The sequence below is a fragment of the Sphingopyxis sp. genome (genome assembly GCF_965279755.1).
In the GTDB taxonomy this organism is placed as follows: domain Bacteria; phylum Pseudomonadota; class Alphaproteobacteria; order Sphingomonadales; family Sphingomonadaceae; genus Sphingopyxis.
This window is the reverse complement of record NZ_OZ257261.1, coordinates 347,142-362,724: the sequence shown is the minus strand read 5'-3', so window position 1 is coordinate 362,724 and position 15,583 is coordinate 347,142. Positions and strand designations below refer to the sequence as shown.

At 67.0% G+C, this 15,583-nt stretch carries 18 protein-coding genes; 12 read left to right on the top strand and 6 right to left on the bottom strand.

Annotation, left to right across the window (positions count from 1 at the left end):
* Genes gspD through ACQY80_RS01790 form a run of 12 tightly spaced genes read left to right on the top strand, consistent with a single transcriptional unit; the run spans position 1 to position 10,954 of the window.
* On the top strand, positions 1-2,214 hold the full coding sequence (gspD, locus tag ACQY80_RS01845; RefSeq protein ID WP_428683066.1) for a type II secretion system secretin GspD: 2,214 nt from the start codon (positions 1-3) through the stop codon (positions 2,212-2,214).
* Positions 2,211-3,704: a type II secretion system ATPase GspE gene (gene gspE, locus ACQY80_RS01840; RefSeq protein ID WP_428683064.1), complete on the top strand. Its 1,494-nt coding sequence runs from the start codon at positions 2,211-2,213 to the stop codon at positions 3,702-3,704. The genes gspD and gspE overlap by 4 nt, the downstream gene beginning before the upstream one ends.
* Positions 3,697-4,914, top strand: a complete 1,218-nt coding sequence (gene gspF, locus ACQY80_RS01835) for a type II secretion system inner membrane protein GspF (RefSeq protein ID WP_428683062.1) — start codon at positions 3,697-3,699, stop codon at positions 4,912-4,914. Before gspE ends, gspF begins: the two co-directional genes overlap by 8 nt.
* A gap of 4 nt (positions 4,915-4,918) precedes the next feature.
* On the top strand, positions 4,919-5,419 hold the full coding sequence (gene gspG, locus ACQY80_RS01830; protein ID WP_428683060.1) for a type II secretion system major pseudopilin GspG: 501 nt from the start codon (positions 4,919-4,921) through the stop codon (positions 5,417-5,419).
* Positions 5,394-5,867 (top strand): GspH/FimT family pseudopilin, encoded by a 474-nt coding sequence (locus ACQY80_RS01825; protein WP_428683058.1) that lies wholly within the window; start codon positions 5,394-5,396, stop codon positions 5,865-5,867. Before gspG ends, ACQY80_RS01825 begins: the two co-directional genes overlap by 26 nt.
* Positions 5,857-6,231 carry a type II secretion system minor pseudopilin GspI gene (gene gspI / locus ACQY80_RS01820; protein ID WP_428683056.1) on the top strand — a complete coding sequence of 125 codons (375 nt, stop codon included), beginning with the start codon at positions 5,857-5,859 and terminating at the stop codon, positions 6,229-6,231. Before ACQY80_RS01825 ends, gspI begins: the two co-directional genes overlap by 11 nt.
* A complete protein-coding gene (gene gspJ / locus ACQY80_RS01815; RefSeq protein ID WP_428683054.1) occupies positions 6,228-6,839 on the top strand; it encodes a type II secretion system minor pseudopilin GspJ in 612 nt (203 codons plus the stop codon). The genes gspI and gspJ overlap by 4 nt, the downstream gene beginning before the upstream one ends.
* A complete protein-coding gene (gspK, locus tag ACQY80_RS01810; RefSeq protein WP_428683052.1) occupies positions 6,836-7,843 on the top strand; it encodes a type II secretion system minor pseudopilin GspK in 1,008 nt (335 codons plus the stop codon). Before gspJ ends, gspK begins: the two co-directional genes overlap by 4 nt.
* 1 nt (position 7,844) lies before the next feature.
* A complete protein-coding gene (gspL, locus tag ACQY80_RS01805; RefSeq protein ID WP_428683050.1) occupies positions 7,845-8,990 on the top strand; it encodes a type II secretion system protein GspL in 1,146 nt (381 codons plus the stop codon).
* A complete protein-coding gene (gene gspM / locus ACQY80_RS01800) occupies positions 8,987-9,469 on the top strand; it encodes a type II secretion system protein GspM (RefSeq protein ID WP_428683048.1) in 483 nt (160 codons plus the stop codon). The genes gspL and gspM overlap by 4 nt, the downstream gene beginning before the upstream one ends.
* Entirely contained in the window at positions 9,466-10,182 is a 717-nt protein-coding gene (gene gspN / locus ACQY80_RS01795) for a type II secretion system protein N (RefSeq protein WP_428683046.1), read from the top strand. The genes gspM and gspN overlap by 4 nt, the downstream gene beginning before the upstream one ends.
* A gap of 1 nt (position 10,183) precedes the next feature.
* Entirely contained in the window at positions 10,184-10,954 is a 771-nt protein-coding gene (locus ACQY80_RS01790) for a prepilin peptidase (RefSeq protein ID WP_428683044.1), read from the top strand.
* Here the strand turns inward: ACQY80_RS01790 and pal are convergent.
* The 6 genes from pal to ACQY80_RS01760 form a co-directional block, all read right to left on the bottom strand.
* Positions 10,941-11,450 carry a peptidoglycan-associated lipoprotein Pal gene (gene pal, locus ACQY80_RS01785; protein WP_428683042.1) on the bottom strand — a complete coding sequence of 170 codons (510 nt, stop codon included), beginning with the start codon at positions 11,448-11,450 and terminating at the stop codon, positions 10,941-10,943. The genes ACQY80_RS01790 and pal overlap by 14 nt on opposite strands.
* A gap of 108 nt (positions 11,451-11,558) precedes the next feature.
* Positions 11,559-12,923: a Tol-Pal system beta propeller repeat protein TolB gene (tolB, locus tag ACQY80_RS01780; protein ID WP_428683040.1), complete on the bottom strand. Its 1,365-nt coding sequence runs from the start codon at positions 12,921-12,923 to the stop codon at positions 11,559-11,561.
* 5 nt (positions 12,924-12,928) lie between these two features.
* Entirely contained in the window at positions 12,929-13,753 is an 825-nt protein-coding gene (locus tag ACQY80_RS01775; RefSeq protein WP_428683038.1) for a hypothetical protein, read from the bottom strand.
* Between the two features lie 9 nt (positions 13,754-13,762).
* Entirely contained in the window at positions 13,763-14,272 is a 510-nt protein-coding gene (tolR, locus tag ACQY80_RS01770; RefSeq protein WP_428683036.1) for a protein TolR, read from the bottom strand.
* Positions 14,272-14,970: a protein TolQ gene (tolQ, locus tag ACQY80_RS01765; protein WP_428683034.1), complete on the bottom strand. Its 699-nt coding sequence runs from the start codon at positions 14,968-14,970 to the stop codon at positions 14,272-14,274. The genes tolR and tolQ overlap by 1 nt, the downstream gene beginning before the upstream one ends.
* Positions 14,964-15,428 carry a YbgC/FadM family acyl-CoA thioesterase gene (locus tag ACQY80_RS01760; RefSeq protein ID WP_428685717.1) on the bottom strand — a complete coding sequence of 155 codons (465 nt, stop codon included), beginning with the start codon at positions 15,426-15,428 and terminating at the stop codon, positions 14,964-14,966. The genes tolQ and ACQY80_RS01760 overlap by 7 nt, the downstream gene beginning before the upstream one ends.
* Positions 15,429-15,583: the final 155 nt, after the last annotated feature.

Here is a 15,583-nt window from a genome sequence, read left to right as displayed (position 1 = left end):
ATGCGCCTCAAACTGTCCCTGATGCTCGCCGCAGCGCTCGTTTCCGCCACACCGGGACCGGCCTTCGCGCAATATACGCTGAACGTCCGCGACGCCGACATCCGCGCCTTCATTCAGGATGCCGCACGGATCACCGGGCGAACTTTCGTGATCGACGGCCGCGTCAACGGCAAGGTTTCGGTCGTCACCGACCGGCCGTTGTCGCGCAGCGAATATTTCGAGATTTTCCTGTCGACCCTGCGCTCGAACGGACTCGTCGCGGTTCCCGGCCCGAACGGCGCCTATCGTATCCAGCCGATCGACGGCGCCGCCGCGCAGCCGGGCCGGATCGGCAGCGACCGCGCCGCGCAGAACCAGTTCGTGACCGAGATTATCCGGCTGCGTCACATCGACGCCGTCGCGGCGGTCGAAACGCTGCGGCCGCTGGTCAGCGCGCAGGGTTCGCTGACCGCGAACCGCAACGCCAACAGCCTCGTCGTCGCCGACTTCGCCGACAATATCCGCCGCATCCGCGCGCTGGCGTCGAGCATCGACCGCGACACCTCGTCCAGCCAGATCGTGACGCTGAAGAACGCCGGCGCGCGCGAGATCGCGGCCGCGCTCACCGCGCTTGTCCCGGCGGCGGGCGAGGGGGCGAAGGCGCCGATCGCGATCGTGCCGATCGACAGCAGCAACGCGATCGCGCTGCGCGGCGACCAGGCAATGGTCGCGCGCTTCGTATCGATGGCGAACGACCTCGACGCCAAGGCGGCGGGCGGGACCGAACTGCGAGTCTACTGGCTCGAGCATGCGAATGCCGAGACGCTGCTGCCGACCCTGCAGCAGCTCGTCGGCGGTGGCAGCGATCCGGCGCAGAAGGCGGGATTGCCGCCGGCATCCTCCTCCTCTTCGTCGTCGACCTCGGGCGGCAGCACGCCGACACCGACCGCATCGGCCGCGACGACGCCGACCTCGGTCAGCGGATCGGGCGGCAGCATCGCGACGCGCGGTCCCGCGATCGTCACCCGCTATGAGGGTGCCAACGCGATCATCGTTGCCGCGAACAGCGAAGTGCAGCGGATGCTGGGCGAACTGATCCGCCAGCTCGACAGCCGCCGCGAACAGGTGCTGGTCGAGGCGATCGTCGTCGAGATCGGCGACGATGCCGCAAAGCGGCTCGGCGTCCAGTTCCTGCTTGGCGGCAAGAATATCCCGTTCGTCGCGACCAATTACAGCAATGCACAGCCGAACATCTTCACGCTCGGCGGCGCCTATGCGGCGACGAAGCTGACCGAAGACAAGACGACGGTCGATGGCACCACCGTCGTGACCCAGACGTCGAGCGCGCTCGGCAGCAGTTTGCAGGAGGCGGCCGCCGCGTCGCTGCTCACCGCGACCGGCGGCTTCGCGGGCTTTGCCGGCGACATCGGCAAAAATACGATCTTCGGCGCGATCATCAATGCGGTGAAGTCGGACACGACGTCGAACCTGCTCGCGACCCCGCACATCGTTACGCTCGACAATCAGGCCGCGAAATTCCTCGTCGGGCAGGAAGTGCCGATCACCACCGGCGAGGCGCTTTCGGACAATTTCGATAACGCCTTCCGCACCGTCCAGCGCGAAGAGGTCGGTATCAAGCTGGAAGTCACGCCACAGGTCAATGGCGCGGGTGAGGTGAAGCTGTTCCTGCGTCAGGAAGTATCGAGCGTCGCCGGTCCCGTGTCGTCGCGCAACAGCGACCTCATCCTCAACAAACGCTCGTTCGAGACCGTGCTGACCGTCGACGATGGCGAGATCCTGGCGATCGGCGGCCTGCTCAACGACGATGAGCGCAAGACGATCGAGCGCATCCCGCTGCTCAGCGACATTCCGCTGCTCGGCGAACTCTTCAAGTCGCGCAGCCGCTCGCGATCGAAGACTAACCTGATGGTCTTCATCCGCCCGACGATCCTGCGCAGCCGCGCCGACAATGCCGCGCTGACTGCGCGCCGCTATGGCTATATCCGCGACTTCCAGCTGCGGCGGAACCCCGACGAAGAACCCGCGATCGACACGCTGGTGCGCGATTACATGGGCACCGTGCCGCCGATCCCGGCTGCCGCGACCACAAATGACGTGACCGTTGGCCCGGTCAACCTTCCCGAACTGCGCGGGACCGACGGCAAGGTGATCAGCACCGACGTGCCGCCCTCGGTCTCGCAGGCCCCCGCACCCCCGACCGGAGAGTATCCGTGACCGACATCGAGCCGGCGGCGCCTCCCCCGGCGCCGGTTGATATTCCCTATGGCTTCGCGCGAAGCCATGGCGTCGTCATCGCACAGGACGGGGAGGGCCGCTGGCTCGCCACCCTGCGCGAGGGCAGCGATCCCGCCGTGCTGATCGAGGTGAAGCGTTACCTCGCGCAGCCGATCCGCGTTGCGACCGCGAACGCGGCGGACTTCGACCGGCTGCTCTCGGACCATTATGCCGTCGATGCCTCGGCGGCGGCGATGGCGGGGACTGTGGGCGGCAACGACCTTGAACTCGGAATCCCGAGCGCCGAAGATCTGCTCGACAGCGCCGACGATGCGCCCGCGATCCGCCTGATCAACGCGATCATCGCCGAAGCGGTGCGGCAGGGTGTCAGCGACATTCATATCGAACCCTATGAAAGCGGCCTTGTCGTCCGCATGCGGACGGACGGGGTACTGCGCGAGCATCTGCGCATGCCGCCGCACGTCGCCCCGGTCGTCGTCAGTCGCATCAAGGTGATGGCGCGCCTCGACATCGCGGAACGCCGTGTGCCGCAGGACGGCCGCATCGCGCTGACCCTGGCGGGCAAGGCGGTCGATGTCCGGGTTTCGACCTTGCCCAGCCGCGCGGGTGAGCGCGTCGTGATGCGTATCCTCGACAAGGACACCGCGGGCATCGACTTCGACGTCCTCGGCCTGACCGGCGCCGCCGACCATATCCTGCGCGAAGCGCTCGCCGAGCCCAACGGCATCATCCTCGTCACCGGCCCCACGGGTTCGGGCAAGACGACGACGCTCTATGCCGCGCTGAAGCAGCTCAACGATGGTCAGCGCAACATCCTGACGGTCGAGGATCCGGTCGAATATGCGGTCGACGGCATCGGCCAGACGCAGGTGAATGCCAAGGTCGGGCTCGACTTTGCGGCGGGCCTCCGCGCGATCCTGCGTCAGGATCCCGATGTCGTGATGGTCGGCGAAATCCGCGACCGCGAGACCGCCGATATCGCGGTGCAGGCCTCGCTCACGGGGCACCTCGTTCTGTCGACGGTCCATACCAATGACGCGGTCGGGGCGATCACGCGCCTCAAGGATCTGAAAGTCGAACCCTTCCTGCTCGCCTCGACCCTGCGCGCGGTGCTCGCGCAGCGGCTCGTTCGCAAGCTGTGCGAGCATTGCCGCGAACCGGTGCAGGCCGACAACAGCATCGCCGCGGTCCTCGGCCTAGACATCGGTACGGTGGTTTGGCGCCCGAAAGGCTGCGACCAGTGCGGGCATACCGGCTTCAAGGGCCGGATCGGGGTGTTCGAGGCGATCAAGGTCGACGAAACCGTCCGCCGCTACATCTACGCCGGCGGCGACGAGGCAATGATCGCGAAACATGCCTTCCTGAAAACGCCGACGCTGGCGAGTTCGGCGCGCACGATGGTCGCCAAGGGGCTGACGACGCCCGAGGAGGCGATCCGCATCGCGCGGCGCGAGGATGTCGATGCCTGATTATCGCTATGTGGCGATCGATCCGCAGGGCCGCGAGCGCAAGGGGCGGCTGACCGCCGCCAATGACGATGCCGCGCGCGCTGACCTCGTTCGCCGCAAATTCCATATCGTCGCGGTCGAGGAGGCGGGCGCAAAACCCCCGGCCGGCCGCTCGCTGCTCGCCTTTCGCCGCACTAAACTGTCGTCGAAGGAACTGGCGCTCTTCACCCGCCAGCTCGCGACGCTGGTCGAGGTTGCGCCGCTCGAAGAGGCGCTGCGCACGCTGACGCGGCAGAGTGAAGCCGAAAGTGCGCGCGCGGTGATCGGCGACGTGCATGCCGGGCTGCTCGAAGGCCGCCGCCTCGCCGACGCCATGGCGCGCCAGCCGGCCAGCTTTCCGCCGCTCTATCGCGCGATGGTCGCGGCAGGCGAAACCACGGGCAGCCTCACGACGATCCTCGCGCGTCTCGCGGATCTGCTCGAACGGCAGGCCGAGGTGCAGGGCAAGCTGATCGCCGCGCTCGCTTATCCCGTCGTGCTCGCGGTCGTCGCGATCGGCGTCGTTGCAGCGCTGATGATCTTCGTCGTCCCGCGCGTCGTCGAACAGTTCGACGACGTCGGGCAGCAGCTTCCCTTCCTGACGCGCGCGGTGATTGCGATATCGGACTTCGCTGCGAGCTGGTGGTGGCTCGCGCTGCTGCTGATCGCCGCAGCGATCTTCGGCTGGTTCAGCGCGATGCGCCGCCCGGCGTTCAAGGCGGCGGTCGACGGTCGGCTGCTCCGCCTGCCGCTGATCGGCAGGCTGCTGCGTGATCTGTATGCCGCGCGCTTTGCCCGCACGCTTTCGACGATGGTGTCGAGCCGCCTGCCGCTGGTCGAAGGGCTGCGGCTCACCGTGCCGACGATCCGCAACAGCGCGCTTGCTTCCGCCACGGCGGGCATCGTCGATCAGGTGCGCGCGGGGGGCAGTCTTTCCACCGCGCTGCGCGATGCCGGGGTCTTCCCGCCGCTGCTCGTCTATATGACCGCGAGCGGTGAAAGCGCGGGCCGCGTCGAGCAGATGCTCGAACGCGCCGCCGACTATCTCGAGCGCGAGTTCGACCGTTTTACCGCCGCGTCGATGGCGCTTCTCGAACCTGTCATAATTGTCGTTATGGGGTCGTGCGTCGCCCTCATCATCCTCTCCATCCTGCTTCCGATCCTCCAGTTGCAGAACCTCGCAGGTCTATAATATCATGTCGCTGATGCAGCTCTTCGTCCGCCTGATCCTCGATCCATCCTTCACCAACCAGGCGCGCCCGGCGCGACGCCGCAAGAAGGATGAACGCGGCTTCACTCTGACCGAGCTGATGGTCGTGATCTTCATCATCGGCCTGCTCGCAACGGTCGTGATGATCAATGTCCTGCCGAGCCAGGACAAGGCGATGGTCACGAAGGCGAAAGCGGATATCGCGACGCTCGAAAGCGCGCTCGAGCAATATCGCCTCGACAATCTCGTCTATCCGGCGACCACCGACGGGCTGAACGCGCTCGTCACGGCACCGCCATCGCTCGCGCAGCCCGAACGCTATCGTCGCGGCGGCTATATCAAGAAGCTGCCGAGCGATCCGTGGGGTCGTCCCTATAATTATCAGGCGCCCGCCGCGAACGGCAAGGCGTTCGACGTCTGGTCGCAGGGCGCCGACGGGGCGCCGGGCGGAACCGACGACAATGCCGACATCCACGGAGACAATTGAGCGCCCCGGCGAACGCGGTTTCACGCTCGTCGAACTGATGGTCGTGCTGGCCATCATGGCGCTCGCGGCGACCGCGGTCGTGCTGACCATCCCGGGCGAAGAACGCACCGTGCGCAGCGAGGCCGATCGGCTTGCGGCGCGGCTCGCCGCCGCACGCGACGTTGCGGTGATCGAGGGGCGCAGCGTCTCGGTCAGCTTTGCGCCCTCGGGCTATGGCTTCGAACGGCGGATCGAGGGGGGCTGGCAGCCTTTGCCCGGCCGGGCGTTCGAACGGCGCGACTGGCCCGGCGGTGTTCGTTTCGTCGCGGGCGACGGACAGACGGTGACGCGCATATTGTTCGACCGGATCGGGACCAGCCCGACCCCGCAGGCCGTCGTGCTGGCGGGCGGCGACGCGCGCGAGGTCGTGCGCGTTTCGGCCACGGGGGAGGTTGATCGTGGGCAATGACCGGCTGGGCCGCGAGGCGGGCTTCACCCTGCTCGAAATGCTCGTTGCGCTCAGCATCATCAGCATCGCGGCGCTGACGCTGGTGCGGCTCGATGCCTATGCGGTACGCACTGCGGGCGATCTCGACGAAAGCACTGTGGCGGGAATCGTTGCGCAGAATCGCGCAGTCGAACTCTGGACCGATCCGTCGCCGCCGACGATCGGCGCGAGCGCGAGCGGCGTTGCGAACGCGGGGCGTAACTGGCGCATCGAACAGCGCGTCACCAAGACCGCCGACGACAGTCTTCTGCGCATCGATCTGACGGTGCGCCCCGAAAGCGGCAACGGACAGGCCGTCCTGACGATCATCAGGCCGTCGCGATGAAGGACGAACGCGGCTTCACCCTTGTCGAGATGCTCGTCGCATTGTCGATCTTTGCGATGATCGCGGCGATGGGCGTCGGGCTGCTTCGCAGCAGCGTCGACACGCAAGATGCTGTGCAACAACGGCTGAAGGGGATGAGCGGCCTTAATCGCGTTCGCGCGGTGATGGCGAACGATTTGGCGCAAGCCGTGCCGCGGGCGACGCGCGGCCCGTCGGGTGAGAATGTCCCGGCTTTCCTCGGGTCGTCGACCGGGTTCGCCTTCGTCCATGCGGGCGCCGGGACAGGCGACGGCAGCTCGCGGCCCGACGTCGAGCGCGTCGGCTATGCCCTGACCGGCGGTGAGTGGCGCCGCGCGACGCAGCCGATGCTCGACGGCACGGCGCTGTCCGATGGCGACCGCCTCGTTGCCGAGGTGTCGGCGGTCTCGGCGCGTTATCGCGACGATCGGGGCAACTGGTCCGAAACCTGGACCAGCGATCCCGGCGACCGGCTGCCGCGCGCGGTCGAGGTGCGGATGACGCGCACCGGCCGGGCGCCGCTGACGATGCTGTTCCTGACGGCACCGGCGGTCCCGCCGCCGCCCGTCGCTCCGGCGCCCGCGCCATGACGCCGCACGGACCCGAAGAGCGCGGAGCGGCGCTGCTGGCGGTGTTGCTGCTCGTCGCCGTCATGGCGGTGATCGCCGCGACCGCGCTCGACCGGCTGATGCTTGCAACGCGCATTACCGGCAGCGCGGCGACGGTCGATCAGGGCCGCGCCTATGCCTTTGCGGCCGAACAGATCGCGCTTCGCCGCGTCAACAATCTGATGTCACGCGACGCCGCGCGCCTGACGTTGGACGGGGGGTGGCTGGGGCGCGATTTCACGCTGCCGCTTCCCGGCGGTGAAGGGACCGCGCGGCTGACCGACGCGAACAATTGCTTCAATCTCAACAGTCTGGCGGCCGAGGTGACGCCGGGCAAGCTCAGCCAGCGCGCCGGCGCCGTGGCTCAGTTCGCTGGGCTCATGAAGCTCGTCGGTGTGGGCGACGGCGAGGCGCAGCAGATCGCAGGCGCGACCGCCGACTGGATCGACAGCGACAGCAATGACGGCCCGCTGGGCGCCGAGGATAATGTCTATCGCGGAATGCCGGCGAGCTATCTCGCCGCCAATCGCAAGATGGCCGACGTCAGCGAGTTGCGCGCCGTGCGCGGCGTCACGCCGAAGATTTATGCCCGGCTCAAGCCTTGGATCTGCGTGCTGCCGGTTGCCGAGCCGGTGAAGCTCAACGTCAACACGCTGACACCCGAACAGGCGCCGCTGATCGCCATGCTGATGCCCGGCGAATTGACCGTTGCCGACGCGCGCGCGGCGCTGGCGGCACGCCCCGCCGGGGGCTATGGCAGCAGCGTCCGATTCTGGGAGGGCCGCATCTTCGAAGGCCGCAAGCCGTCGCAGGATGTCGCCGAACAGGCGGGGGTAAACAGTCGCTGGCTTGCGCTGACGACGCATGTGAAGGTGGGGGACGGGGTTTTGACGGCAAGGTCGCTCATTGACGCCAATGGCGGTGCGGCCGCCGCCGGGCAGGCGTCGCCGGTCATCGTGCGGCGCGATTGGGGCGAAAGCGACTGACGTGACCCGCACTCTGCTTCTCTGGCTGCCGCCCCTGGCAGCAATCGACGGCGAGAATGACGCCCGTCCTGCATGGCTGCGCGTCGATGACGGCGTGATCGTCGATTCGGGGCAGGACGACGGCTGGGTCGACGCATGGGAGCGTCCGCAGGATGGCGCTTCCGACGATCGTCTGATCGCGCTGGCACCTGTCGCCGACGTGCCGCTGCGCTGGCTTCACTATCCCGATGCCGCGCCGGCACAGGCCGCCGCTGCCGCTCGGCTCGACGCGCTGAAGGGCAGCCTCGGCGATGCCGCCGCGCTGCACGTCGTCGCGGGGCAACCCGCCGACGCCGGGCAGGCAGTGCCTGTCGCCGTCACGACGCACGCGGCGATGACGCTGTGGACAGGCTGGCTGGCGGCGCAGGGACTTACCGCATCGGCGATCATCCCGGCTGCCGCGACCGTGCCGCCGCCCGAACCCGGGGCGCTGTGGCTGGCCGAAGTTGGCGGCGAGGCGATTGTCCGCACCGATGACCGCGCCTTCCTGTCCGATCCCGAACTCGATCCGCTGATTGCGGGCGACCGGTCGATCGCATCGCTCGATGCGGCGCAGATGCGCGAAGCCTTGTTGCTGTCGCTCGCCGCCGCTCCGCTCGATCTGCTGAGTGGCGCGTGGAAACCGAAACGGCGCTGGTCGGTCGATCCTGCCTTGCTGCGGCTTGCGAAGCGGTTGCTGATTGCGCTGGTCGTCGTCAGCCTGCTGATCCCAGTCATTTATGCGATCCGGTTGACCTCCGATACCAGCCGCGCCGACGAAGCCACTGTAGCTGCAGCCAAAAAGGCTGGGGTTACCGCGAGCGATGCGGAGACTGCGGAAGCCGAGCTCGACCGTCGTCTCGCTGCGGCGGGTGGCGGCCCGCTGGCCTTTTCGGTCCCGGCCTCCGCGCTCTACGATGCGCTGCGCGACGCGCCCGGGGTGTCGCTGAAGACGCTCGCGCACCGCACCGATGGCACGCTGACGACGACGCTGGCGGCGCCGCGCATCGATGACGTCAACCAGGTGCTGCTTGCGCTGCAGGCGCGCGGCTATCGCATCACGGCTCAGCCGATGGCGGGCACCGACGGCCAGCAGATGGCGAATGTAACGATCCGGGCGGTGCCATGATGGATGCGGTAAAGACTTGGTGGCTTGCCCTGTCGACGCGCGAGCGCTGGCTGGTCGGCGTCGCCGGCGCGCTGGCGCTCGTCGTGCTCGGCTGGGCGGTCGGGCGACCTGCGGCGGCTGCCTTTTTCGATCTCGAGACGCGCCACCGCGCTGCGGTCGAGCGCGGGGGCCGCGTCGCCGCGAAGGTCGCGCTGCTCGCTCAGCGTCCTGCAAAGTCGGCGCCTTCGGCAGTCGATGCCGCGGCAATCGACCAGTTTCTCGCGCAGTCCGCGGGCGAGATCGGGCTAACGCTCGATCGCAACGAAGCGCGCGGCGACCGGCAGGCAACGATCGCGATCGCGACCGCGAAAGCGCCGGTGCTGACCGACTGGCTTGCGGGGCTGGAGGGGCAGGGCTTCGTCGTCGACCAGCTCACCATCACCCCAGCCGCCGACGGGACCGTCGGCATGACCGCCGAACTTCGAAAGGCCGGGCAATGAGCGCGCGCCGCCGCTGGATTTTCGTTGCCGCCTTGCTGGCGCTGGTCCTTATTATTGCGACCTTCCCGATGCGCCTTGCACTGTCGCTGTCCGGAGCGGGCGATGCGGGTATCGCGGCCCGCGAGGTTCGCGGCTCGGTCTGGTCAGGCGCGCTGATCGACGCGCGGCTCGGTGCGCTGCCGCTCGGCACCGTTCGTGCCAGCCTTTCGCCGCTCGCGCTGCTAGGCGGCAACGCCGACCTCAGCTTCGCGCGCGCCGACGACCGGCTGGGCGCTTTGTCGGGGACATTGCACGGCAGCAATCCGCGTGGGATGTCAGACGTGAACGGCGTCACATCTCTCTCGGCCGGGCTGGGCATGGTGCCGGTCGATACGATCCGGTTCGAGGGAGCGTCGCTGCGCTTCGACAGCGCGGGCAAATGCATCAAGGCAGCGGGGCGGCTGCAACTGATCGTCAGCGCGCCGATTGCTGGTCTCGACCTGTCGCGCGGCTTGTCGGGCCCGCTGACCTGCGTAAATGGCCGCGCGCAGGCAGCGCTCGCAAGTCAGTCGGGGATGGAGCGGCTGACGCTGTCGTTCGACGGGCTCGGTGCGTATCGCGCGCAATTCGCGATCAACGTCGACCGCGACCCTGCGATGGCGGCGGCGCTCGCGGTGCTGGGGTTCAAGTCGGGCTCGAACGGATTTGTTCTGACGACCACGGGCCGCTTCTGACGTGCCCGCCCTCGACGCCCTGCCGATCGGCGCAGGCGTAATATTTGCCGGCCTGATCGGCCTCATTCTCGGCAGTTTCATCGCGACGCTGGTACTGCGCTGGCCGGCCGGGCGCTCGGTGCTGGGACACTCGCAATGCGACGGTTGCGGGCGGCAACTCGGCGTCGTTGATCTGGTGCCGCTGCTTTCGGCGCTCGCGGCGCGCGGGCGCTGCCGGCAATGCAATCGGCCGATCGACCCGTTCCACTGGCGCGTCGAACTCGGCGCGGGCCTGATCGGCGTGGTCGCCCTGGCGCTGATGCCGGGGACCGCTGGCTGGCTGTGGGCGCTGTTCGGCTGGATGCTGTTGCCGCTGGCGCTGCTCGACGCGCGCCATTTCTGGCTGCCCGATGGCCTCAATGCGGTACTGGGTGCGACCGGGCTGGTACTCGCCGGACCGATGCTCGCGACCTCGCTGATCGATCGCTGGGTGGGTGCGGTGATTTGTGGTCTTACGCTTGCGGCGCTCGCGGCCTTCTATCGCAAGATCCGGTTGAAGGACGGGATGGGCGGCGGCGATCCCAAGCTCGTCGCGGCGATCGGCGCGTGGATCGGCTGGCAGGCGCTGCCGCTGATGCTGGTTCTCGCCAGTCTTGGCGGCATTTTCTGGGCGCTCTTCGGCCAACAAAAAAGGGACCAGCCTCTCGCCGAGCGGCCGGTCCCTTTCGGTCTGTTCGCGTGCATCGCGGCGTGGGCCGCGGTGCCGCTGTGGCTCTGGATCAGTTCCCGATAACAACGGTCACAGCGCGGCGGTTCTGCGCCCAGGCTTCCTCGGTCGAACCGAGTGCGGCGGGGCGTTCCTTGCCATAGCTGATGACCTGGATGCGGTTCGGATCGACGCCGAGCGAGGCGAGGTAATTCTTCGCCGCATTGGCGCGGCGCTCACCCAGCGCGATATTATAGTCGCGCGTACCGCGTTCGTCGGCATGACCTTCCAGCGTGACGCGGACCGCGGGATAACGGGCGAGCCACTGCGCCTGGCTCTGCAGCGTCGTCTGGTCCTGGGCATCGACATTATACTGGTCGAGATCGAAGAAAATCCGGTCCGAGGAAACATTGGCGACAAAGTCCTGCTGCGATCCGGGGACCACACCGCCGGTGTTCGATCCCGTATCGGCGCCCGTTCCTTCGGGAGCGGGCGGAAGAACCTCGGGCGCCTTCTTTGCACATGCACCCACAGCAAGCATGGTGATCGCCGCGATCATCGCGGTTGTTTTGCGTATCGTCATGTTGTCTGTCCTCTTGTTGTTGCGTTTTTCAGTCGTGGCGGCAGGGAATGAACCTGCATTGAACGCGTTGAGTCAAACCCCGCCGATTTCCTTTGGTTCCGCCACCTGTCAGGGCTGGATCGGGCCCCAGCTCGGATCCGATCCGTCCTGCGGCGTCGGCAGGCGGCGCAGGTTCACGCCGGTCAGGTCGACCTGCCACAGGCTCGATTTGCCTTCCTTGCCCGGCGAGGTGCGGAAGAACTGGATGACGCGGCCGTTCGGCGACCAGGTCGGCGCCTCGTCCTGCCAGCTGTTGGTCAGCAGCCGCGCGCCACCGCCCGACGGGGTCATGACACCGATGCGGAATTCGCCGCCGCCCATCTTGGTAAAGGCGATCAGGTCGCCGCGCGGCGACCATTCGGGGGTCGCATAGCGCCCGCCACCAAAGCTGATCCGCGTCTGGCTCGATCCGTCTATGTTCATCGTATAGATCTGCTGGCTGCCCGAACGGTCGCTTTCGAAGACGATCTTCTTGCCGTCGGGCGAGAAGCTGCCGCCGACGTCGATCCCGGGCGTGCTGGTCAGCCGCACCGGCGTGCCGCCGTCGGCCGAGATGCGATAGATGTCGGTATTCCCGCCGACCGCCATCGAATAGAGGATCTGGCGTCCGTCGGGCGACCAGCGCGGTGCGAAGGTCGCATTGCCGCTTTCGGTGACAAGCTTTTGCGATCCGTTTGCGACGTCATAGATGAAGACGCGGACGCGGTTGTTGAGATAGGAGACGTAGACGATCTTCTTGTAATCGGGCGAAAAGCGCGGGCTGATCGCGAGCGCCTGACCGTTGGTGATAAAGCGGTGGTTGCCGCCGTCTGAATCCATGATCGCCAGCCGCTTGATGCGGTTCCCCTTGGGGCCGCTCTCGGCGATGTAGGCGACGCGGCTGTCGAAGAAGGGCGATTCCCCAGACAGGCGCGAATAGATGGCGTCGGCGCATTTATGCGCGGCGCGGCGCCAGTCGCCGGGCTGGATTTCATAGCCCTGACGCACCAGTTCGCTGCCCAGATCGGTGTCGTAGAGATAGCAACCGACGACAAGGCCGCCGGTGCCGCTTGCCTGCACGAAGCCATGCACGACATTTTCGGCGTTCTTCGCCTGCCAGTCGGCGAAGCGCGGCGCCCGCACTTCGGCCATCGTGATCGCGCGGAGGCTTCCGGGGCCCAGCGGTGCGTAGAGGCCGCTGCGTTCAAGGTCGGCGGCGATCACATCGGCGATCTGCTTGCCGAGCGAAGCGGTGTTGAGCCCGGCGACATTGACTGCGGCGGGCGTCGCGAATGCGGGCACCGCGACGACGGTGCGGTCCTGCGACAGGGTACCCTCGATCGTTTCGCGCGGTTCGGTGGGCGCCGGCACGGCGGGCGGTGTGACCGTTGTTTGCGCAAACACGGGCGCGGTGGTCAGCAGCAAGGCGAGCGAGAGACTGATCGGGCGCAGCATGAATATCACCTCTTCACGAAATCGAGCGTATAATTCTGCCAGAAGCTGTAATTTTCATCGGGCAGGTCGAAGGGGGCGGCGAGTTCGACAGCGCGTTTCGCGCATTCCTGGTGCCGCTGAACCAAGTTCTTGTTGCTGTCATTCTGTCCGGTGGTCGTGATACTTGAAAAACCCGCCAGCGCTCCGGTGGGCGTGAGGCGGAACTTTACCTCGGTTTCAAGCTTATCGGCGTCGAAGCCGCTGACCTGACACCGATCCCAGCGAGGGCGAACCTTCGCCTTGATGCTGACGTCGATGGAACGGCGAACCTCAGCCGATGTCGTCGCGGCGGGCGCGCCCTTGGTCTGGGTGGACTTGGTTGGCGCCTTGCTGAGACCGTCCACGATCCCGTCGAGCCGTCCTGTCGGGCGCGTCGGCGTCTTTTTCGGCGGCGTGGTTGCTTTCGGCGTCGCTTTCGGCACCGCCTTTTGAGCGGCTGGCGGCATTTTCTTCGGCGTCACCACCGGGCGCGCGACCTGCTTGGGTGTCGGCGCCGGTGTCGGACGCACAACCGGTTCCGGCACCGGAGGCGCGGGGACGGGATCGGACACCGCGATGTCTTCCGAATATTCCTCTCCCAGTCGCGCGGCGGGCGGGGTTTCGGTAATCACCGGCGCCGACGATTGCGGCGCGGTCTCGGCGATCAGGTCGACCTCCATTGGCGGATTGTCGAAGCGGCGGTCGCCGCCGCTCCACTGGACCGACAGCAGGCCGAGGATCACGACATGCAGCGCCACCGCGATCGCGATGCCGGTCTTGTCATTCCCCCAAGGTGCCGTTTGCGCAGCCATCGTCCCTGCCTATGGCTGCGTTTCTGAACCGTCGGTGACCGCGGCTTCGGCGGCCGCGCCGCTCTCGGCTCCGGTGGTCACGAGCGCGATGCGCGACAGGCCGGCGCGGTTGAGCTCGCCCATGATCCGCATCACGCGGCCATAATCGAGCCCCTTGTCGGCGCGCAGCATGATCTGGCGCGGCTTGTCGCCGTCCTTTTGCGCCGCCGCGATCGCGTCGAGGCGGGCGGGAAGCTCGGCGTCGGGCACGACGTCCTCGCCGATATAGATCGTGTCGTCGCCATTGATCGACAGCTGCACCGGCTCCTGCTCCTCGGTCTCGACCGGCTTCGCCCGGCTTTCCGGCAGGTCGATCGGCACCGCGGAGGCGAGCAGGGGCGCGGTGATCATGAAGATGATCAGCAGCACCAGCATCACGTCGACGAGCGGCGTGACGTTGATTTCCGACATCGGCGCACGGCGCGCGCCGCGACCGCGCCGGCGTCCGCCCGCTCCGCCCGAAGGTCCGGTCATCGCCATCAGGCTTCGGCCTCCAGCTCGCGGCTGAACATAGCATGCAGCCCGTCGGCGAAGCGGCCGAGGCGCGATTCGAGCCGGTTCAGGCGCTGCGAGAAAGCGTTATAGGCGATGACCGCGGGAATGGCGGCGAACAGGCCGATCGCGGTAGCGAACAGCGCTTCGGCGATCCCCGGCGCGACGACGGCGAGGCTGCTGTTGTTCGACGCTGCAATGGCGGTGAAACTGCGCATGATGCCCCAGACAGTGCCGAACAGGCCCACAAACGGCGCGACCGAGCCGATGGTGGCGAGCGTGCCGATCTTGTCGGCGAGGCGGTCGACTTCGCCCGCGACGGCAGAGTTCATCGCGACGCCCAGACGCTCGCGCGTTCCCTCGCGGTCGACATTGCGGCCCTTGGTCGAACGGCGCCATTCGCCGATGCCGGCCGCCAGAACCTTTGCGCTCGGCAGTTCTTCGCCGCTGTTCTTGTCATAGAATTTGTCGATATTGTCGGCGCGCCAGAAATCGCGCTCGAAGCTTTCCGATGCGCCCATCAGCTTGCGGACATTCAGCCCGTGCGTGAAGATGATCGCCCAGACATAGATGGAGGCGAGCAGCAGGCCGATCATCACGCCTTTGACCACCCAGTCAGCCTGGATGAACAGCGCGATGGGGGACAGCGTCGCCGCATCGGCGGCCAGCTTGATATTGTCTAGCAAGGGAAAGTCTCTCCATTCATGATGGCGGTAAAGCGGTCAGCCCAGCCCGCGGGCTGGCGGCGCGGCCGGCCTTCGGGCGACAGGAAGGCCGCGGTAACACGCCCGTTCGTTAACTCGTCCTGACCGCGAAGGATGCGCTGCGAAATAATGACGCTCGCGCCGCGCACCGCCTCGACGGTGCTGACGACGAGGATGTCGTCGTCGAGCTTTGCAGGGCTGCGATATTTGATCGCGAGGTCGGTGACCGCCCAAGCGCCTTCGCCGGCTTCCATCGCGGCGCGCTGGTCGATGCCGGCAAGGCGCAGCATATCGGAGCGCGCGCGCTCCATATAGCGCAGGTAATTGGCGTGATAGACGATGCCCGACAGGTCGGTGTCCTCAAAATAGATGCGCGCACGGTAATGGTGCGCGGCCCTGACGAAGGCGCCGGGAACGAAGGGTGGAGGAACGTCGAGCATCTGGCTAACCGATAGCGGGCGGGCGACTCGTCGCACAACCCCTCTTCAACGGTTCGTCGCAGCTTGAAGCCATCTGGCAGAGAAAATCGCCGTTTTCCGCCCATAGCGCGGCGTCAGAAACTTCTTGACCGAAGTAACCCACAGGTGACATTAGT